The organism is Psychrobacter sp. CX90 (assembly GCF_057396305.2).
Genome location: NZ_CM182008.1, coordinates 137,165 through 158,241, shown reverse-complemented (window position 1 = coordinate 158,241; position 21,077 = coordinate 137,165). Strand labels below are relative to the sequence as shown.

Sequence of the window (21,077 nt, the reverse complement as noted above, 5' to 3'; positions counted from 1 at the left end):
GGACAAGGAAAACTATAACCCTAACTCTTGTTTCATAATGTCGACAATCTTGAATTTCTGGATCTTTCCTGTGACTGTCATTGGAAATTCTTCTACAAAACGATAATAGGTTGGTATCTTATAATGAGCAATGTGATCTTTACAAAACTCACGGACACTCTCTTCAGTTAAAGAATGGCCTTTCTTAGTGATAATCCATGCGGCCAAAACTTCCCCATACTTTTTATCTGGCACCCCAACCACTTGAACATCTAAAATATCTGGGTGTCTATATAAGTAGTTTTCAATCTCGACGGGATAAATATTTTCGCCGCCACGAATAACCATGTCTTTACTACGCCCAACAATCTTCACGTAGCCATCTTCATCCATCGTGGCCAAATCGCCGGTGTGCATCCAGCCATCTTGAATCGCTTCTTTGGTCTTAAATCGGCTACCCCAATAGCCTTTCATCACTGAATATCCTTTGGTAAGTAGCTCGCCTTTTTCGCCGATTGGCACAATCTCGCCCGTCTCAGTGTCAACTATCTTAACTTCCAAGTTGGGTTGTACTAAACCAACGGTAGAGACTTGCTTATCCAGCGGGGTATGCTGATTGGTTTGGCAAGATACGGGGCTGGTTTCCGTCATGCCATATGCAATAGTTACCTCATCCATGTGCATTTTATCAATGACTCGGCGCATCACTTCAATTGGGCAACTTGAACCTGCCATAATACCTGTGCGCAATGTAGACAAATCGAATTGATCAAAATCAGGGTGGTCTAGTTCAGCAATAAACATAGTCGGCACGCCATGTAAGCCAGTACACTTCTCATCTTGCACGGCTTGTAATACACTTTTTGGCTCAAACCCATCATTTGGATATACGATACATCCTCCGTGGGTTAAAATAGCTAAATTACCAAGCACCATGCCAAAGCAATGATATAGCGGCACGGGAATACATAAACGATCTTCATGGGTCAGACTCATTGCCTCACCAATAAAGTATCCATTATTTAATATGTTGCGATGTGTGAGTGTCGCTCCTTTTGGTGTTCCTGTCGTACCACTGGTAAACTGCACGTTTATTGGATCGGTATTTTTCAGCTGTGCTTGACGCTCAGCAACTCGAGGATCATCCGCACTACCCTCTGCCATCCAGGTTGAGAACCTTTGCATATATTTAAAGTCTTCATCATTACCTGGCTCATCGATCCAAATAATACGCTCAATTGTTGGAATCTCTACGAGATCTAGCTGGTAATAATCCTTATGATAAATCTCAGGGCAAAGCTCCCGAATCATTAACGCATAATCGCTCGATTTAAAGTGGCGCATGTGCACCAATGCTGCACAGCCCAGTTTATTCAAGGCATACTGCAACTCGAAACTGCGATAGGCAGGATTAATGTTAACCAATACCACCCCTACTTTGGCAGTTGCTAATTGCATTAACAGCCATTCAACATTATTATGCGACCAAATACCAACACGGTCGCCTATAGAAAGCCCCATCTCAATCATGGCGCTTGCCAATTGATTGACCTCACGCTGAAGCTGTTTATAAGTCCACCTGATATTTTGATGACAGGAAACAATGGCCTCACGCTCTGGATATTTAGCAACAATAGCATCAAAGAAATCGCCAATAGTGGCTTCAATTAATGGAACAGTAGGGCCTTTGTCATAGCTTTTTTTAAGAGGAGCATTAGCAGATTTAGCACCCATATTAATGCGTGCCAGACTATCAAGTACGTTATCAAGAGTGGGGTTATTTATAGAAGCATTAGATACTACTGAATTAGTAGAGTCAGACATAACGAATCCTTTCGTTTGATTATTTTTGTCGTTAACTAAGGCAGTATAAAATTTACCTACCCAAACGTTAACTTAGTTATATTTACGACTAAATTTATAGTGCTTAACTTAACTTAGACTTCTTAGAATAACTGTATTTTGTTACTTACCTATGAAAGATAGGCATTACAAGAAAGATAGATATTACAAATAGGTATTACAAATAGCAGTATAAAATAAGGCGTCATGGGTAACCTGAAATCAGCCCTAGTAATTGATGAAATAACTTAACAGCTAAAGCCAAATGTTTGGGGCAGCAATACACTGATTATTGTTACTCCGTGTTACAACAATCAGCCCTCATCCTGCCTTTACCCCATACTCATCACTGTATAGGGCAATAACCAAACAACAATGACCCTGCAAATATAACTTTTAATAGCCATTACTATAAAGTCTAGTTAACACTATTGTCAACCATATTGAGACATAATGTATCGTTTAATTTTTTAGATCCTATATATTATGTTTTGAATGAGGCTATTGGCGATTTAATAGTTAGTTTAACAGTCATAAATTAATAGCTACGATTGAATGATTATGATTGCATGGTTATGATTTAATCGTTACGTTAGCAGTGGTGTTATCTTGTTCATCCAGTTGCACCATGACTAATTCATCATCTGTTGATGTGACAACCTGCCAGTTCCCAGTATTAGAAGGCACGCCCGTCACTATAACCGAAATGGCTTTGTTTTTTAGGCGAATCATTGGTGGCTTATGAACGTATGGCTGATATTGCACATCTTCTGCTTGACCTGTCAAGACTTGCTCAGCAATAGTCGCGGCTTGCGAACGAAGAGGAGCAACATAACGGCAAGGCACCCCCGAAATAGACATACAGTCGCCAATGGCAAAGATATTAGGTTGTGAAGTTTGTAAAGTAGCCTCGTCGACTCTAATACCCGTTCTTTTATCGAACTCAATATTAGCCGATTCGGGCAGTGCTGCATCAATACTTAAACCCGTACTGGCGATAACATGGTCAACCACTATCGTTTGAGGATGTTGTTCATCGTTGATACTGGCATACACCACTTGCAATTGGTTATTTTCAAGCTTAGTCACGGATTGAACCAAAGACCCTCCCAAAAAGTGAATACCTTGTGAGTCAATCGCCTGTTTGATACGTGCTGTCGCAGCTTCTGGCAACATTTGTGCTAATGGGGCATTGTTTAAATCCATTAAAGTAATATCATGTCCTGCCTTCAACAAATCTTCAGCAATCTCGGTACCCACCATGCCAGCACCGACAATAGCTATCTTTTGAGGCCCCTTTTCTAGCGCTTGCTGAAGCTGGCCAAAACGTTCAATATGGTTAACATGCCATACGATATCTTTCGGTAAACTGGAGGGGAAAATAGGCTGAGCACCCATTGCTAAGACTAATTTATCATACTTAATAGCGCGCGTTGTAACATCAGCCTTAGTGTCAGTTTGCGTATCCTTATCCGCTACGCTACGAACCTGTACTTGCTGACTATGACTATCAATTTGGGTCACATAGGTGTTTGCTAATAGCGTCACACCAGAAGTTTTTGCAGCCTCTACACCTGTGGCTCGAACCAAATCTGCGGCTGATTTATTTTGACTAATTGCCATAGTTAGCATGGGTTTATGGTAACGATCTGCATTGTCTGAGGTAATCAGAGTAATTGGGATATTTTTATCTTTAGCTCTGATAGCATCAATAACCCCCCAGCCTGCTAACCCTGCACCAATAACAACGACACCTGCCTGATTTGATTCCATCGACATAACTACTCCTTAACATTATAATTTTTGAATGGTGTTCTTCTAAGCTGAAATATAAGCGGTATCATTTTAAAGTTAATTAATAAGCTAGATTAGGCGAGGTATTACCCTACTATTTAATATGTGCTTCGAGTCATAAGTGCTTCAAAGCATGCCTATTTCACTTTATAAATACCTCGTTTAAAGTTAGTAATCATTGTATCAGTAAACACCTACTCACTCATTATCAATCTCTTTCAGTTTTTTTGCTTATCTGCTTTAAAAAACCATTTTACTTTGAGTTATCGTGAATTTTTTCGCTTTATACGGTCATCTATGGGCATCAAAAATCAGCATTGATAAACTCACTTTTATCCCAATATAAAGCACATTGAATATCTTAGATTATCATGACCTTTAAGAGACTTATATGACTCATCCTACTGATTTACGCCAACGCTTTTTTATTGAAGACTCCCCTGTACGCGGAGACGTGGTACGCCTGCAACATAGCTACGCTACCATTACCTCTCAAAAAGATTATCCTGAATCTATCAAACGGTTACTTGGGGAGATGTTGACAGCGGCCAGTTTGTTAATTGGTACATTAAAAATTGATGGTACGCTATCGATCCAGCTACAATCGTCTGATGCCAATAGTCTACTTAATTGGGCAATGGCAGAGTGTGATCATTCAGGTATCATTCGAGCACTTGCTAGTTGGAAGAACGAGACTGACGAACAAAAACGCGTGTGGGCAGAAAAAACAACTGCGAATGAGGCTTTTTCTGAGCTTGGCGATGTGGGTAAGGGGGTATTGTTTATTAATATTCAACCTGAACAAGGACAAGCTTATCAGGGTATTGTTGAGCGTAACCACGATAATTTAGCAGAATGTTTGGCGCATTATCAGCAACAGTCCGCTCAAATACCTACACTATTTAACTTGGCGTGTGACGGTTTACAAGCGGGCGGTATTTTGGTGCAAATGTTGCCCAGAAGCGCACAAGAACAATTTGAGGTTGAGCAAGATGAAGATGCTGGCATTGTTGACGATTTGTGGACGCGCTTAACGGTATTAACCCGCACCTTAAAGCCTGAGGAATTAACCACACTTGATGCCAGTGAAATCATTTATAGACTATACCATGAAGAAGAGGTAGTAGTGCCTGACCCCGTAATGCTTGAATTTGGCTGTACCTGCTCACGTGACAAGTGTGAGATGGCTATTGAACAAATTGGCGAAACCGAGGCTTTAGCCATTGTAGAAGAACAAGATGGCACATTTGAGATGGATTGCGGATTCTGTGGTTCAATTTACAAGTTTAATAACGCTGATGTTCAAGAAATTTTTGATTAAAAAGTTTGTTTAAGGCTTATTTTAGTCAATACAAAATGCCCCTTAAGCATCAAACTTAAGGGGCTTCCTAAATGCAAACAATTTAAAACTCTAAGGTTAAAACACCAAACTCAAGTTACCACTGTAATCGCATATCAAATTTGCGAGTTTTATCTTTAGGCAACACGGGCGCAGTTGCACCATCTACCTGCTCATAAACATTGGTAGCTTTGGTTATATTAGCATCACGTCCATGGATGAAGTCTTGATCCTCAACAATAGTCATATATGCCTTGTTGAGGTCTAAGGCACGCTCAATACTTGGGGTAATCAGTGAATAAACATCCTTGTCTTTTACTTTTTCAACTATTGGCTGATTATTATCATCAAACCATCGGCTTAGCATCTCAGTATTTTGTCTAAACTCATCGCCGCCACCAACGGCCTGCATATAGTTTAAGAACTCACCAACATTCATACCTTTATTGGGCACGTCCGGCATGCCTTTTAAGTTGATGTAACCCCAACCTGCTGAACCAGTCACTTTGCGTGGAAAGGCGAACGTTTGATCAATAGTAGTCCCTATTGTCGTGTGACATCCCATACAAAATGCAGTCTCTTCTTCCGTTTGCCGTCTTAGTGAACCAGTTTGGTCTTCAATATAACCGTGTATTGTCCAACCAAAATTGTTTGTAGTACCCTGATCTAATTTAAAGTTATACTTAGGTAGATTTTCATCACGTTTTTCCTGATGTTCATTGTCATAGCGTGAACGCAAATTAGCCTCATTGTAAAATTGTGTCTTTTTCATGTACCGAAGCTCTTTAAAGCGAGGGGGATTAAATATCTCGCCATTTTGTTTTATTCCCACATAACGCACGCTATGAATGAACTCAATACCTTGGGGATAAAGCATTTTATAAGTCTTAATATCTTTGGCACCGCCAACATAGGTATCTTGGGCATTAATCTGGGTAACCACCTCTAGTTGGTTATCGCCATTTAAGTCTCGGCAAACTTTAGCCTCATCAATAGGCGGCGTACTGATGCTGTCTAAATCCTTAATACTCATCTCCATAATAGATAAGTTAGCAATGTAAGCATCTTGACTATATTCCAAACCATCACACCCTTGACGAAACGCCTCAGGCAATCTAACAATCACATCATCTGTTGAGCCATTAGTTGGCCAAAAGGTGCTTGGAAATGGTTTGTAATTAAAAGCAACCCAATGACTACCATCTTTCGCAAAACCCAACTCATCAAATGCTTCAGCACCCAAATGCAAATCTTTAATGTCAGGCACATAGCCATTCCAGTCGCCAATACTGTTAATTTTTTCCACCAATGGAGAGTAATTATCAGTATAAATATAATCAATTACTGATTGGTCGCTAATCTTAGCAATACGGTCGGTACGGTCTTCAAATAAGTTCTGCCAATGGTTTGTTACTCCCACATCTGAAAAGGCATATTCTTGTTGAAGGTTACCATCATTCATCGCATTAGGTCTTGAAAGCATCTCATAAGTTTGATGGCAGGTCATGCAAGGGTTATATTTTTCTTCATGCTTGGTATAGCACTGTGGTGGTATAACTGCTTCTACGTTGTATATTTTGTTAGTAGTCGGCGCAACTAAAGGCTGCTGAGACTGTTGCTTATAAAGCTCAGGACTCTCAGGAAATTTCAATGAGGCCAATAAATCCTGCGTATTATCTGGCCTATTGGTTGGATCGGAACTGTTACCATTAGAAGGAGCGTCATCTACATTAGAACTGGCTGAATCATCACCGCCACAGGCAGTTAAACCCATGGCAAGTGCCATACTTATAGACACCACTAAAAATTTAGAATTTAGTATCCATCTGTTGGGATGTTGATTATTGGTATGCTGAATCAATGCGTCTTTTTTAGTTTCTATTTTAAGTTTCATATTTTAAGTCTTATAAATTTAAAATCGGTTTATATCTATTAATGAATATCACACTATTAATTTCTGTTTCTAATCTATACCGCTCACCTATTTTTCTACTATATGATGTGTGTCGCTGACACCGTTAACACGCTTAAAACAATAAATCTTGGTTAGTTAAAAAATAAAAATTAGAAAGAAAAAGGTCTAGAAAGCGGGCTTCCTAGACCTAACAATATAATTATCAAGTAAATCGATATGAGCTTCTATAGCCAACCAACTTTAAAATGGTTACAGGGCAAGCAAGCGCAAGTACGACTAGGCCGTTAAGCGAATTAAACACCGTAACCATTCAAAGGTGGTTAGACTATAAGCAATTATCAAATTACTTAGCGTTAGCATCTCTAAATACCCACAACATGTTGTTTTCATGATTACTGGTATCTTCCCCGATAATGATACGACCATCATCTAGGACAACTAAGTTATCTGGGTTAGATAAACCATCAGTACCACACTGGTTGGCTGGGGCGTTTTCATCGTAATTTGCACCAACAATTGCTGGCTCCATACGCGTGGTATCGACTAGGCCATCTTTCATTGTTAGCTTCATACGGTAAACAACACCACACTTACCATGATTACCGTCTAGTTGAATGTCGCCTTCACCATCACTCATCGTTTTGGTGTACTCTGACATTGCCATATACATGAATGCAGGCTTACCTGCTTCTAACTGTGACTTGGCCAAGTTATAGTTGATATTTACCCCTTCCATTTTGCGGAATTCACCTGTAGCGCCTTTTGCAACAGCTGCTTTACGTGACTCTAAGAACGCTTCACGATTGTCCGTGTGCTTACTATCGCCATTTGCCCACGCAACAACTTCTTCATCAGTAATGTGTTTGGCTTCACCAAGAGTGCCATCGTAGTCACGAATTGCTGCTTCAATATCTGCTTCCTTGGCATGTGCAAGCTCTATCCACTTGATATCAAAGCCAGCTTTAGCAGGGTCAGAGCCACCTGTCTGCGTAACTTTAGCAGCATACAAGGTACCAGCTGACATATCGCCAGCTTTATCAGCAACAAACTTGAAGAACACCGTACCAGTACCATCATCGCTTAAAAATACAGTACGATTGTCAGGCATAACAACTGAGTTTTCATGTGAGAAACGACCCATTAACTCAAGCTTGTTAACCTCTACATCACTTACATTCATCGCTGTAGCGGTATTGTTAACACCGATTTCAGTAATAAAGCCATAATCATATGGATTGGCCCACTGTGTATTGGCAGTAGGTACGGCATCTTTGCTATCAATATACCCTTTATACAAAGCGACAGACATTGGATTACTGAAATAATCAGCGGTTGGATCAAACCAATCAGCCGTATCATCAAAATATAATTCTTCTGACGTTAATGGTGTACCCCATGGGCTGACTGTGCCAAAACAGTTAACCCAAGTACCGTTAACCGAATCAAAGTTAAGCATGCCTTCCGCTTTAACAGAACTAAACCCTTTACCCATCTTAAAGTCAGATAAATGCACACGGCTCATACCACCTGGACGATCTTCCCAGTTTGTATAAAGGTAATAACCATTACCACCATCAGAGATTACACCGTTAAAGTCTGGGTCGTTTGAACTTTTTAACTCTTTACCATTTTTCATTAAGATTGAACCGATATTTGTCCCGGTTTCGGTTGTATCGCCTTGCTGAGTCAATACTTGGTATTTACCAGCCGCTACTCTCATAACCTGTTTTTCTTCAGCTGTGTTCGGTAAGCCTAGCTCATCAGCATCAACCACATCATTTACAGAGACAGAAACTGCACCAACTGTACCTTTGTTAAATACCTTGTTATTTGCATCTGCAATTGAATTATCATCAGAGGGATGTTGGGCGTTAAAAAACAATTCATTATTATCAGTAACAAAAATACCAGTGAACTCAGCACCTAAAGGTGCTGTGGCAATACGCTTTAATGATGATTCTGTGGGCACATCAACACCAGGATCAGAGGGGGTTGAATCCGAATCGTCATCATTACAAGCAGATAGCATTGTGGCTGATAAGATTGACACAGTTAATGCTGCAAGCTTAAATTTGATAGTCATATTTTTGTCCTAATATTCTTTCTCATTGGGGTTGTGAATCTAAAGACATTACAACCTAGTAATATCTATCCACGCACCTAGGTATAATTGCGAGCTACTTACACATTTCTAACCAATAATTATTCTATGTAACCAATGTTAACCTTGAGTGACCATGTGATGACATTTTGATGACTTGCTTCTTTATACATCAAAAAACCGCCTTTACTTGTTAAGTAAAGGCGGCCTTCAAATACTTTGTTTATGTTAATCATCCGTTTTAATACCCAGCGTTTAAGCTTCTAGCTGGTCAGACCTTACTATTAACAATTAGCTATTCGCTATGAGCTTGCCACGTATGCCCACCCAGTTTTAAGGTTAATTTATCTCCTGAATGGAGCATTCCTACTCCGCTTGGTGTACCTGTCATAATGACATCACCTTTTTTCAGGCTAAACGCGTGACTAATCTCGCTAATCAATTGATAAATTGGGAATAGCATTAGGGAGGTATCACCATCTTGTACAAGAGTGTCATTAATGAGTAATTGGAATTTCGTACGGGTAAAGTCGCCAAACTTTGTAGGATGAATCCAAGGACCAAGTACGCATGAGCCATCAAAACACTTGGCCCGCTCCCAAGGATGTCCGTTTTCTTTAAGCTCAGTTTGCAAGTCACGCAGGGTCAAATCAAGCCCTAAGGTTACCGCATCAATCAGCCCTGCTGTATTTTTCACTTCGTCTACTGACGCCGACTTTAAGCTTCGACCAATTAATAGGCATAACTCAGTTTCATAATGCACCGAATAGGTCTTATTACGCAGGCTATCAGTCACTGTACTGGGTACAACATCATCAGTGGAGATGACACTTGAACCCGGTTTTATAAATAAAATCGGGCGGGTGGGTACGGCATTACCAAGTTCAGTAGCGTGAGCCGCATAAGAGCGCCCAACACAAACAACTTTGCCAATAGGTTTGATGTTATGTGGATTGAGAATATCGAGTGCTCTTGCTTCATCTTCGTGAGCAGATTCATTAATCTCTTTGGCAATATCATTTACTAATGATAAGTGTGGCGATTTAAGCATGATAAGCTCCCTTTATATTAAATGTGTTAATCAATAAGCCATTTAATTGTAGCGCATTTTTATAAGGGAAACTCAGCATAATCATTGATGGTATTTATGACCCTACAGAGGGTTTAGCTTAAATAAAATTTAGCTTATGAAGAGTTCATATCGTTACGAGATGTTGCCAGTAGCGGCCTCTGGGGGCACATACTTACTATGCCGATTCATGCGTTTTTCTAATAAGTTGAAGGACAACAGAATGACCCAAGATAATATAAGATAGATGACACCTGCTGCAAAATAAAGCTCAAAAATAGTGTAAGTACGGGCGCTAATTGTTTTTGCAATACCAGTAATATCCATTAGAGCAATAGTCATCGCAAGCGAACTACCTTTCAGCATAAAAATGACTTCATTACTATAAGCCGGAAGCATAATACCGAATGCACGCGGTAACTTAATACGAGTTAACTTCTGCCAACCAGACATACCAATGGCATCGGCAGCTTCTAATTCTCCAGGTGGAATAGATTGAATTGCGCCGCGAATAATTTCAGCAATATAGGCGCTGGTGTTTAGCGTAAACGCAATAATAGCACACCAAAATGGCTGCTTAAGCACGGGCTCCCACAAAAATGACTCTGTTATAAATTCAAATTGTGAAAGACCATAATAGATTAAAAAGATTTGTACCAGTAACGGCGTTCCTCTAAAAAAGAAGATATATAGAAAAGGGATAACACGTACCAGCTTATTGTTAGACAAACGCAATAACGCTAAAATTAAGCCAAAAAACAGCCCCAGTATCCCTGACATGACTACCAGCTCAACTGTCAGTACCACACCGCCTAATAAATCAGGGAGGTATTTAAAGATGACTTGCCAATTCCAGTCCATGATACCGTCCTATCCTTTAGCTGCGTTCAGTGATTGCGGTACTTGCTCTTTACTCAACCGTTTAGCATATCGCTCTGCTGGATTGGCTCGCCATTCCATAAACATCATTAACGCGGTAACAATAATAGTTAAACCTAAGTAAATAACCGCTGCCGCCATATAAAAAGTAAAGGCTTGCTGCGTTGCTTGGGCACCGCGTGATGCGTGATACATAATATCTTTTAGACCAACAACAGAAACTAGTGCCGTATCTTTTAACAGAACCAAAAACAAATTACCTAAACCCGGTAGTGCCAAGCGCCATACTTGGGGTACGATGATGCGAAAATACAATTGAGTAGGCCTCATTCCAATTGCTTGAGCAGCTTCCCACTGCCCTTTTGGTATCTCTTGTATTGCCATACGAAACACTTCGGTTGCATAAGCACCAAAAGCGATGGACAAGGCTAACACACCGGCTAAAAATGGACTGACCTCAACATATTGTGTGTAACCGAATTTGCTGAGTACTGCCATGATGAGCATGGAGCCACCATAATACAGAAAAAGTACCAGTAATAATTCAGGGATACCACGCATTGTTGCTGTATAGATAGTAGCAACTTTTCGAAAAATCCACACTTTGGACAGTTTGGCAGTTGCACCAAGCAGCCCCAATACCAATCCAATCGCAAGGCTAGATAGAGCAAGCTTGATCGTAATCAGCGAGCCATTAAGTAAGAGATGTCCAAAACCTTGCAAATCAAACACTGGGGTAAACACCTATTTAGTAAAAGTAGTAGATGATAATGATGTGGGGATTTTAACTAAACCAGCTTTCAAATTATAGAATAAACCAATCAAATAGCTGGATGCCTTGATGCGTCGTTATCTTAAGATAAGTCTTCATCTTAGGATAACGACGCAAGCGCCGAATTCTAACATACTATGATGGGTTACGTTAAGCGTAAGATTGATACCCTAAGCCTATTCCCCTTTTAAACCCTAGGTTAACCTGAGCCAGTTGGGTAGCATTATTGAATTATGTCATATGGTATTGAGTTATGTCATATGGTTAATAACCCAAGGTTAATCATAAAAAAAAGCCCCATAATAACCTGAGGCCTTTATCCGCATAACTAGGGCATGTTCTCATTTAGATTATGAGGGTAAAAATGAAATAAGTTATCGTTAAACACGAATGATTTAGCAGATAATAGGGTCATATTGGCTAGAAAACAGACCTCGCATGACAGAAATTTAGCCATTTTTGACCTATAAAATGTAAATTACTGCCAATTGCAAATTGCTGTCAATGAGGACACGACCTGATATGTCTACAAATTATTTATTGCCAACATGTATTACTCAGCAGAAGCAGGTACTGGGAAATGCTCATTGGTAATACGATCATAGGTACCATTTTCTTTTATAGCCGCTAATGCCGTATCGAATTTTTCTTTTATGGCATCGCCTTTACGAACGGCAATCGCAAGATTATCATCGATATCAATGGCTTTACCTTTGAGCTCAAAGCCAGTTTTATTTTTGCTTAACCACTCGATTGCTGGGAGCATATCAGAGACCATAGCATCGACTCGCCCTGCTTCTAAATCCAAAAACGCATTATTAAGAGTATCGTAAAGTTGGGCCTCAGCTTGGGGATAGTTTTCCTCTAACCACTGAGATGAAATGGTTGAGCGCTGAGCTGCGATGCGGCTGCTATTGACGTTATTTTCATTTGATGGATCAAAGTCACTATCATTATTGGCTATAAATACCAATGAGTTAGTGAAATAAGGCTCCGTAAAATCCACTTGCGCTTGACGCTCTGGCGTAACCGACATCGCTGCTACAATCGCATCATACTTACCTGCTTTAAGACCAGGAATAATACCATCCCAATCTTGAGCGACTATAGTGCAAGACGCCTTCATCTCTTCACAAAGTGCATTTGCAATATCTACATCATAGCCACCTAGGTTACCCTCGGCATCTGTGTAGTTGAAAGGAGCATAAGCCCCTTCTGTTGCAATACGTACTACCTCACTATTTGACTCAGACGTTTCCTGTTTAGCTTTCGTCTCTTGTGTCTCAGTAGCATTACTACAGGCTGTCATAAATATTGATAGTGTCAATGTTGTAGTCACGGCTGTTGCAGCTATGGCCGATCTAAACTTGACTGGCTTAGCTCTGACTGACAATTTTTTTAGCATTGATGTCTCCAAAATTATGCCCGCCACCCTGACATACAGATAACGAACCTAGTATATAGTCAAAGTAGTCTGAAAATGGTTATATAATTAATAACCGCCCATAGACTACTCAAATCTCACTTACCTTATACACATTTACGCATGTACGCATTTAATCATGCCCGTAGCTATCATCCGACTAACATTAGCTAACTAATATCAACTAAGCTGAATATGATTTGATAGTGTTTCAGGCTTCTTTACAGTTACAACGTGTTATTGAGCAGCTGCTTGTTGCGCTGCTGCTGTGCTAGCCGTACCAAAATATGGGGCTGCAATGTCATCATATTTACCATTCTCTTTTAGTGCAGCAATCGCTTCATTAAACTTGCCTGCTAATTCATCGCCTTTACGCACAGCAATACCCATTGCATCATCTGCACTAAACTCATCGCCTTTTTGCTCAAAGTCATTACCTTCTGTACTTTGCAACCAGTTGGCAGCGGTTACCTTATCCGATAATAAAGCACGGATACGACCTGAGGATAAATCTAGATAGGCATTTTCTTGCGTATCATATAGGTTGATCTTTGCATCGGGATGGTTGTCTTCAATGTATTGGGCCGCAATAGTAGCACGCTGTGCCCCTACTGAGACGCCACTTAGGTCATTATCAATACTTATATCATCGCCCTTTTTAGCGACAAAGATTAAACCGTTATTTAAATAAGGCTCAGTAAAGTCGATAACTTCTAAACGTTCTGGCGTAATGGACATACCAGCAATAACTGCATCAAACTTTTTGGCTTGCAGTCCTGGAATTAACCCATCCCATTCTTGCGATGAGATGTCGCAGTTTGCTTTCATCTCTTCACACAGGGCATTCATTAGATCAATCTCAAATCCAATTAATTTTCCATCAGCATCGGTATAACTTAAAGGTTTATAGCTTGATTCAGTAGCGACTCTAATCGTCTCAGCTGGTTGTTCAGCTTTGGTAGCATTGTCTGATTCTGTCTCAGTTTGCGTGCTGCTATTGTTACAAGCTGCAAGCATCAACCCTGATAAGGCAAGGGGTAGTAGCGCCCATTTTTTGTCAGTCTTTACATGTGTCATCTTGTCATCCTGATCGTCATCATAAGGGAGATATGTTTAATAGTGGCTGTGAAGCTGTTAAGTCCGTATAAAGGATTACTACTTATACTTTATACTGGACTACATCAACCTCAACGATTTAAGCACTCAAAGACTTAAGTGCTACTGCTACTACTTAGTAAAATTTGCTTGTTCAAGCTTCTCAAGCTCGCCACTGTCGCGTAAGGCTGTAATTGCTGCGTCGAAATCAGCTTTTAAATCATCACCTTTGCGAATCGCAATACCAATGTTGTCATTGTTATCAATCTCATTACCAATGACACCATAATCTGGGTTTTGTGGTAACCAATCTGCTGCTGATACTTTCTCAGCCAATACTGCATCGACACGACCGGACTTTAGATCAAGATAAGCATTTTCATAAGTGTCATACAAGTTAACAGTGTTGCCATTTTGACCATCATAATTATCTTGTAGATAAGCGCCTAATGTCGTTGAGCGCTGTCCGCCTAAATCCTTTCCTGAAATATTATTTGGATCAAAACTACCATCATTTTTAGCAAGCCATACCATCGTATTTTTAAAGTAAGGTTCAGAGAAGTCTACTTTTTCTAAACGCTCAGGTGTGATGGACATACCCGCTACAATAGCGTCATATTTATTAGCTAAAAGACCAGGGATAATACCGTCCCAATCTTGGGCAACTATTTCACACTCTGCTTTCATATGCGCGCACACAGCATTTGCCACATCGATATCAAAGCCGCCTAAAGAACCATCATTGTTGGTATAGTTAAATGGGGGGTACGCACCCTCTGTTGCAATGCGAATAGACTTAGCTTCACCGGTAGAGGCCGCCCCCTCGTCTTGAGCTGTCGTCTCATCAGCGGGTTGGGAACATCCTACTAAACTAACGATGCTTGCTACAGCAATGGAAGACAACATCGTACGAGATAGCTTTTTACTCACTGGCTTTGTACTCCATAGCGGGGTGTTTAAAAAATTCATACTTTCTTTCTCCATAGCCAAATGTGGCTTAAATTATTCATTAACTTTTGCGCAACATAATTAATCTGCTAATAACCGGCCAAAGGTAATTAAGTCGATATCACAGAGCAGATTATAAATTGTTAGCAAGTCTTAAAATGACTTTATTTGACAAAAATAGGGGTAACAATAATGATTGAGCAAAGTTTATATACAAAAATAATACCTTACAGTAGTTGTAAAAACAAACTATTTCGATTGATTGGTCATAATTTTGTCATTAATGTTTGCTAGCGTGTCTCAAACTATATTTAAAAAAAGAGGTAAGCATTGAACCTCAATGCTTACCTCTACTCAATACCACTTAATACATATAAATGACACAATAGACGACTTAATCTAATATTAAAACCTCAGAAGTGGCAGGTGGTATCGTATTAGCATCTGCACGATGCGATGCCATAAATTCACGCACCCGCACTGAGGTTGGATTATCAAAAATTTGCTGTGGTGTGCCCATCTCTTCAATACGCCCTTGATGCAAAAAAACCACTTGAGTCGACACATCGCGCGCAAAGCGCATTTCATGCGTCACAATTAACATAGTACGCCCCTCAGCAGCAAGATCACGCATTACTGCCAGTACTTCATTGACCAATTCAGGGTCTAGTGCTGATGTTGGCTCATCAAATAATAATACTTGAGGATTCATTGCCAATGCGCGAGCAATGGCAACACGTTGGCGCTGACCACCTGATAAATTAGCCGGATAGGCATCTTTTTTATCAAATAAACCGACTTTGTTTAGCAGCACTTCAGCGTCACTTATCGCCTGATCTTTGCTAATTTTTAAAACTTGGGTAGGCCCTTCGATAATGTTATCGATGATGGTTTTATGCGGCCATAGATTAAAGTTTTGAAATACAAAACCTATTCTCGCTCGAAAGCTTTCAAGCTGCTTTTTATTTGCAGCACGCAAGTTACCCGATTTATCAGCGACCAATTCCAGTGACTCATTACCTAAAGTAATACTACCTTGACTTGGACTTTCCAGTAAATTGATACAGCGTAAAAGAGTTGACTTACCAGATCCTGATGAGCCTAATATAGAGATGACATCGCCATCATATGCTGTGAGTGACACACCTTTTAGTACCTCAAGTGAGCCAAAGCTCTTATGAATATTTTGCAAATCTAGGGCAATTGAGCGATCTGATGTATTTAGCGGCATAATGAAAGGGTTGATCCATAGTGATTTAAAACAGAAGTTAGATTTATATTATAGCAACTTAAGTTATCGCTGTAGACCAAAATAATTTATACCGTTTAATGCCACTCTATTACCAAAAAATATTAATTCTTAGGGCGTGTCCTCATTTTGAAGATGGAGATAAAAATAAGATAAAACGCAGTCAGACAAGGAAAATAATAGGTAAATATCGAGATATTTCCCCGTTATTTGACGTGGTATGACAAGATTTAGCTATTTTTAGCCCATTTAAATGCAATTGTACGAATTGAGGACACGCCCTAATAAAACAATTTTGCAATAAAACATTCCTACAGCAATCGTCAATACGCCTTTAAAAAAATACCAATATGGTAAAGGCTAACCCCAACCATATTGGCAATATTAGGAGTGATAGGCATTAAGAGTGATAGGCATTAGGAGTAATAGGTATTAAGAGTAATAGGTATTTATCACTATAAGAAACCCTAAGTGAACTTAACCTAACTTATAGGTAATTTATAGATTAAAAACTAATTACTAAAAGATTAACCACTATAGAGCGTAATGGACAAATTAATAGGTCGAAATATTTTCCTCTTTTTCAGTACCATCAACAACATCAGCATTATCAATATTATCAATTTCGCTAACTGCGGCATCATTAATACTCTTAGATTCACTAGCTTCATTTGATTCATCAGAAGCATTAGGAGCATCATTAGAGGTATTAGGCATATCAGAGTCATTTGGCATATCGTTTTGCATCTTATCCGCTTGATTTTGCTCGAGTTGATCTTCCACAATTTGGTCTTGGGGTGTGCTCTGCGTTTCAATATCGCCACGAGCTTCTGCATCCTCTTTCTGAGAACTACAAGCAGCAACACCGATACCTAATGCCGAAACTAAAACTAACTTTGAAAATAATGATACATTTAGTGTACGCATATGATTACCTCTCTCATTTGAAGTCTATACCGTTTATTTCATAAAGAATCTCATGTTTTACAGTGATACTTTACAAACTATAAAATGCACTTATTAGCCTAGTTTGGAAAAAGTTTGTGACGGTTTGTAAGTTATATGCAAGGAATATTTAGTTATCATTAAGCTTGAAGACCAAACGTTTAAAATCACGATAGTTAAAATAACTTTGATTGTACGAATACTTTATCTTACTGGTAGTTACTCCTTGTTACATGCCCTTTACTATTATGGATATTTGTTTTATGTTAAATAGCAAAATTGTGACTAAATTATAAGCTAATCTATCTCAAATACGTTGACTTACTTAGGGATAACTAATGACACAGAACATTACGAATATTAAAAGCTACATGCAGCAAGTAGGCAAACAGGCCAGAGAAGCATCGAGATTTCTGGCAGCTGCTAATACAGGGGTCAAAAACAAAGCCCTATTGACCATCCATGACAAACTTCAACAGTCAAAAGCAGATATCTTAGCCGCCAATAAAACTGATATGGATAACGGCGATAAAAATAATTTAGACGCGGCCCTACTTGACCGCCTAGAGCTAAACGAATCCCGCTTTGAATCCATGCTACAAGGTTTAAAAGATGTGGCGAACCTGCCTGATCCGATTGGTGAGGTAACTGATATGACATTTCGTCCTTCTGGCATCCAGCTGGGTAAAATGCGTGTGCCTTTAGGCGTGATAGGCATGATTTATGAATCACGTCCTAATGTGACCTTAGAAGCCGCCTCTCTAGCCCTTAAATCAGGAAATGCCATTATACTGCGTGGCGGTTCTGAAGCGTTTAACTCAAATCAAGCTATTGCTAAATGTATCTTAGAGGGACTAAAAGAATCAGGGCTTCCTGAATATGGCGTCCAAGTATTACAAACGACCGACCGTGCTGCTGTCGGCGAACTGATTACTATGACAGATTATGTAGACGTGATCGTACCTCGCGGTGGTAAAGGGCTTATTAAACGTATTACTCAAGATGCAAAAGTACCTGTTATTAAGCATTTAGATGGCAACTGCCATACTTTTATTGATAGCGATGCCGATCCTAAAATTGCAGTAGAAGTTAGTGTTAATGCGAAAACCCATCGTTATGGTACTTGTAATACGATGGAAACCTTACTGGTTGATATAAACGTCGCTGATGAACTACTGCCTAAAATTGCTGAAGCAATCGTTGAGGCAGATGATGCCATGCAGCTACGTTTAGACTCTAATGCTAAAGCCATCTTAAAAGACAACGCCAAGCTTGCAGGACATTTAAGTGATGCCAATGATGAGGATTGGGATACTGAGTACTTAGCCCCTATTCTCGCTATCAAAGTTATTGATGGCTTAGATGAAGCCATTGCCCATATTAATACCCATGGAAGTCATCATACCGACGTCATCATTACTGATAACTACAGCAAATCGCAGCGTTTTATCCGTGAAGTCGATTCAGCCAGTGTGATGATTAATGCTTCAAGTCGTTTTGCAGATGGTTTTGAATATGGGCTAGGTGCCGAGATTGGTATTTCAACCGATAAAATTCACGCCCGTGGCCCAGTGGGTCTAAATGGTTTAACCTCCCAAAAGTGGATAGTATATGGTCATGGTGAGGTTCGTGGTTAATGAATAAGACAAAAATTTTTGCTAGTGCTCAATGATTACCCATCATTACTTTATATAACATATAGAAGATATAAAATAAAATATAGAACGTCAGCTTTTGCTGGCGTTTTTTAATATCATTATTCACTATTCATTTTCTCTATGCCTCTCTACACACACGCCGATTGGTTTTCTAACCCTATTCGGATGACGGTTTGTTTTTACCTTATGAATCATAATGTTAACTTACCTACTATACTAAAAAGTTGCTATAATTCTAAAATTTCAGCCCTATTTAAATCTTTTCTACTGATTATGTATTTCTTATGATCAAATTAGCTTTATCTTTTACCCTAGCACAGGCTTAACACTCGGTCAGACCTATTCTTTGAACTCAGCTTATTTTGCTGATAGGCTATATTTTATTTGCCTCCTATTTCATTTAACTCCTAGTTTTATTTGGCTCCTAGGCTCCTATATGTTAAATCAAGTATTAGATAATAATTTAGTATTACGGAAAATATAAACCCTGCTAAGCAAACTTTGATTTGAAAGGATACTTACTCCATTCCAAATTAAGGCAGCTTTTTTCTTAGTACGTTTTTATTAGTAACTTTTTTAATAACTGTAATTTATTAGTAACAATATTTATTAGTAACTATATTTATTCTTTTTACTATATTTATAAAGGAGCAACTTATGGAAGTGACTTTAAATGGCTACTATACATTGATATTAGCCACCTTAGTCTTGCTACTTGGCCGATTTTTGGTTAAAAGAATTAATTTTTTAGAAGATTTTAATATCCCAGAGCCTGTGGCAGGGGGTTTAGTAGCCGCTATTATTGTATATGCTCTTAATATGTTTTGGGGCTATAGCTTTAACTTTCAGCAAGAGTTGCAAACCGCATGTATGCTAATGTTCTTCGCATCCATCGGCTTGAGTGCTGACTTTGGCCGATTAAAAGCAGGGGGTACACCGTTATTAATCTTTACCGCTGTCGTCTCTGTCTTTATCGTTATACAGGACATTGTCGGTGTTTCAATGGCGAGTGTGCTTGGACTTGATCCCTTGTTAGGACTAGTGACAGGTTCCATCGCCCTAACGGGGGGGCATGGAACAGCGGGTGCTTGGGGTATTACGCTAGAGGAGCAATATGGCGTAGTTGGTGCAACCACGTTAGGTATTGCCGTTGCTACCTATGGTCTGGTCGCTGGTGGGGTAATCGGTGGTCCAGTAGCACGTCGACTCATTAATCAAATGGGTGTTAAGCCCACCCCTGAGAATCCAAATCCTAGTGAAACAGAGATACTGGCTGCTAAACAATCGCTGTATAGCACCAAACACAATGAGGATGATGTTCATAGAAATAAAGAGATTTTTGAAAAGCCTGATAATATCCGTCTAATCACGGCCTCCTCTACTATTGAGTCTTTGGCTTTGTTTGCGGCCGCTTTAGCCTTTGCCGAAATTATGACGGTTGTCGGCGAAGGAACTTGGTTTGATTTACCCACATTCGTTTGGGCATTGGCTGGCGGTGTCATAATCCGTAATGTGCTAACGATGGTATTTGACTTTGATATGTTCGACCGAGCCATTGATGTGATCGGTAACGCGTCTTTAAGTTTATTTCTAGCGATGGCGCTTTTGTCGTTAAAACTATGGCAATTGACAGATCTGGCAGGCCCAGTACTCATCATTTTGATTGTGCAAACTGTAGTGATGATTGGGTATGTATATCTGGTAACCTTTAGAATCATGGGTAAAGACTATGATGCTGCCGTATTGTCAGCAGGTCATTGCGGTTTTGGAATGGGGGCAACACCAACGGCTATTGCCAATATGCAAGCGGTTACCGATCGCTATTTGGCCTCGCCAAAAGCCTTCCTGATTGTACCTATGGTTGGCGCATTCTTCGTGGATATTGTTAATGCAACGGTACTTCAGATCTTTGTAAACCTACCGTTTATGTAGGGTATTTAGTCACTCTTTAAACCTGTATATATCTAGAATGTTTTGCATAAAGAAGCTAGGTTATGAGATTTAACCTAGCTTCTTATTCTCTAACTTCCTACTCTCTAAATACTAGGACAGTTTATTAAACTGACTGA

The 21,077-nt window shown here is 39.6% G+C and carries 15 protein-coding genes; 3 read left to right on the top strand and 12 right to left on the bottom strand.

Annotated features, from left to right (window positions below; translation table 11 throughout):
- Positions 1-12 precede the first annotated feature (12 nt).
- Positions 13-1,713 (bottom strand): AMP-binding protein, encoded by a 1,701-nt coding sequence (locus tag AC2SLN_RS00650; RefSeq protein ID WP_486550319.1) that lies wholly within the window; start codon positions 1,711-1,713, stop codon positions 13-15.
- A gap of 681 nt (positions 1,714-2,394) precedes the next feature.
- The gene (locus tag AC2SLN_RS00645) at positions 2,395-3,600 is read right to left on the bottom strand and encodes an FAD-dependent oxidoreductase (RefSeq protein ID WP_486550259.1); all 1,206 of its coding nucleotides are present in this window, start codon (positions 3,598-3,600) and stop codon (positions 2,395-2,397) included.
- 406 nt (positions 3,601-4,006) lie between these two features.
- Between AC2SLN_RS00645 and hslO the strand changes: the two genes are divergently transcribed.
- Complete coding sequence (hslO, locus tag AC2SLN_RS00640; RefSeq protein WP_486550260.1) at positions 4,007-4,936, top strand: Hsp33 family molecular chaperone HslO; 930 nt, start codon at positions 4,007-4,009, stop codon at positions 4,934-4,936.
- Positions 4,937-5,051: 115 nt separating this feature from the next.
- Here hslO and AC2SLN_RS00635 read toward each other — a convergent pair whose 3' ends face one another.
- The 10 genes from AC2SLN_RS00635 to AC2SLN_RS00590 form a co-directional block, all read right to left on the bottom strand.
- On the bottom strand, positions 5,052-6,848 hold the full coding sequence (locus AC2SLN_RS00635; protein ID WP_486550261.1) for an Aq_1262 family (lipo)protein: 1,797 nt from the start codon (positions 6,846-6,848) through the stop codon (positions 5,052-5,054).
- A gap of 364 nt (positions 6,849-7,212) precedes the next feature.
- Positions 7,213-8,952 carry an alkaline phosphatase PhoX gene (locus AC2SLN_RS00630; protein WP_486550263.1) on the bottom strand — a complete coding sequence of 580 codons (1,740 nt, stop codon included), beginning with the start codon at positions 8,950-8,952 and terminating at the stop codon, positions 7,213-7,215.
- Positions 8,953-9,265: 313 nt separating this feature from the next.
- Positions 9,266-10,021, bottom strand: coding sequence for a fumarylacetoacetate hydrolase family protein (locus tag AC2SLN_RS00625; RefSeq protein WP_486550265.1), 756 nt, complete (start codon positions 10,019-10,021; stop codon positions 9,266-9,268).
- A 153-nt stretch (positions 10,022-10,174) separates the two neighbouring features.
- The gene (locus AC2SLN_RS00620) at positions 10,175-10,900 is read right to left on the bottom strand and encodes an ABC transporter permease (protein WP_486550267.1); all 726 of its coding nucleotides are present in this window, start codon (positions 10,898-10,900) and stop codon (positions 10,175-10,177) included.
- Between the two features lie 9 nt (positions 10,901-10,909).
- On the bottom strand, positions 10,910-11,650 hold the full coding sequence (locus tag AC2SLN_RS00615) for an ABC transporter permease (protein WP_486531643.1): 741 nt from the start codon (positions 11,648-11,650) through the stop codon (positions 10,910-10,912).
- Positions 11,651-12,243: 593 nt separating this feature from the next.
- Positions 12,244-13,095 carry an ABC transporter substrate-binding protein gene (locus AC2SLN_RS00610; protein WP_486550269.1) on the bottom strand — a complete coding sequence of 284 codons (852 nt, stop codon included), beginning with the start codon at positions 13,093-13,095 and terminating at the stop codon, positions 12,244-12,246.
- A 255-nt stretch (positions 13,096-13,350) separates the two neighbouring features.
- Positions 13,351-14,190: an ABC transporter substrate-binding protein gene (locus AC2SLN_RS00605; RefSeq protein ID WP_486550271.1), complete on the bottom strand. Its 840-nt coding sequence runs from the start codon at positions 14,188-14,190 to the stop codon at positions 13,351-13,353.
- Between the two features lie 150 nt (positions 14,191-14,340).
- The gene (locus AC2SLN_RS00600; RefSeq protein WP_486550320.1) at positions 14,341-15,114 is read right to left on the bottom strand and encodes a transporter substrate-binding domain-containing protein; all 774 of its coding nucleotides are present in this window, start codon (positions 15,112-15,114) and stop codon (positions 14,341-14,343) included.
- A 436-nt stretch (positions 15,115-15,550) separates the two neighbouring features.
- Positions 15,551-16,387, bottom strand: coding sequence for an ABC transporter ATP-binding protein (locus AC2SLN_RS00595; RefSeq protein ID WP_486550272.1), 837 nt, complete (start codon positions 16,385-16,387; stop codon positions 15,551-15,553).
- Positions 16,388-16,960: 573 nt separating this feature from the next.
- Positions 16,961-17,332 carry a hypothetical protein gene (locus AC2SLN_RS00590; RefSeq protein ID WP_486550274.1) on the bottom strand — a complete coding sequence of 124 codons (372 nt, stop codon included), beginning with the start codon at positions 17,330-17,332 and terminating at the stop codon, positions 16,961-16,963.
- A 356-nt stretch (positions 17,333-17,688) separates the two neighbouring features.
- Between AC2SLN_RS00590 and AC2SLN_RS00585 the strand changes: the two genes are divergently transcribed.
- Both AC2SLN_RS00585 and gltS read left to right on the top strand, forming a co-directional pair.
- The gene (locus AC2SLN_RS00585) at positions 17,689-18,987 is read left to right on the top strand and encodes a glutamate-5-semialdehyde dehydrogenase (protein WP_486550276.1); all 1,299 of its coding nucleotides are present in this window, start codon (positions 17,689-17,691) and stop codon (positions 18,985-18,987) included.
- Between the two features lie 678 nt (positions 18,988-19,665).
- Complete coding sequence (gene gltS, locus AC2SLN_RS00580) at positions 19,666-20,940, top strand: sodium/glutamate symporter (RefSeq protein ID WP_486550278.1); 1,275 nt, start codon at positions 19,666-19,668, stop codon at positions 20,938-20,940.
- Positions 20,941-21,077 lie beyond the last annotated feature (137 nt).

Coding starts and splice junctions, on each gene's coding strand:
- AC2SLN_RS00620 (WP_486550267.1), bottom strand. CDS start 10,900: ATGGACTGGAATTGGCAAGTCATCTTTAAATACCTCCCTGATTTATTA.
- AC2SLN_RS00625 (WP_486550265.1), bottom strand. CDS start 10,021: ATGCTTAAATCGCCACACTTATCATTAGTAAATGATATTGCCAAAGAG.
- AC2SLN_RS00590 (WP_486550274.1), bottom strand. CDS start 17,332: ATGCGTACACTAAATGTATCATTATTTTCAAAGTTAGTTTTAGTTTCG.
- AC2SLN_RS00650 (WP_486550319.1), bottom strand. CDS start 1,713: ATGGGTGCTAAATCTGCTAATGCTCCTCTTAAAAAAAGCTATGACAAA.
- hslO (WP_486550260.1), top strand. CDS start 4,007: ATGACTCATCCTACTGATTTACGCCAACGCTTTTTTATTGAAGACTCC.
- AC2SLN_RS00595 (WP_486550272.1), bottom strand. CDS start 16,387: ATGCCGCTAAATACATCAGATCGCTCAATTGCCCTAGATTTGCAAAAT.
- AC2SLN_RS00610 (WP_486550269.1), bottom strand. CDS start 13,095: ATGCTAAAAAAATTGTCAGTCAGAGCTAAGCCAGTCAAGTTTAGATCG.
- AC2SLN_RS00585 (WP_486550276.1), top strand. CDS start 17,689: ATGACACAGAACATTACGAATATTAAAAGCTACATGCAGCAAGTAGGC.
- gltS (WP_486550278.1), top strand. CDS start 19,666: ATGGAAGTGACTTTAAATGGCTACTATACATTGATATTAGCCACCTTA.
- AC2SLN_RS00645 (WP_486550259.1), bottom strand. CDS start 3,600: ATGTCGATGGAATCAAATCAGGCAGGTGTCGTTGTTATTGGTGCAGGG.
- AC2SLN_RS00600 (WP_486550320.1), bottom strand. CDS start 15,114: ATGTTGTCTTCCATTGCTGTAGCAAGCATCGTTAGTTTAGTAGGATGT.
- AC2SLN_RS00635 (WP_486550261.1), bottom strand. CDS start 6,848: ATGAAACTTAAAATAGAAACTAAAAAAGACGCATTGATTCAGCATACC.
- AC2SLN_RS00605 (WP_486550271.1), bottom strand. CDS start 14,190: ATGACACATGTAAAGACTGACAAAAAATGGGCGCTACTACCCCTTGCC.
- AC2SLN_RS00630 (WP_486550263.1), bottom strand. CDS start 8,952: ATGACTATCAAATTTAAGCTTGCAGCATTAACTGTGTCAATCTTATCA.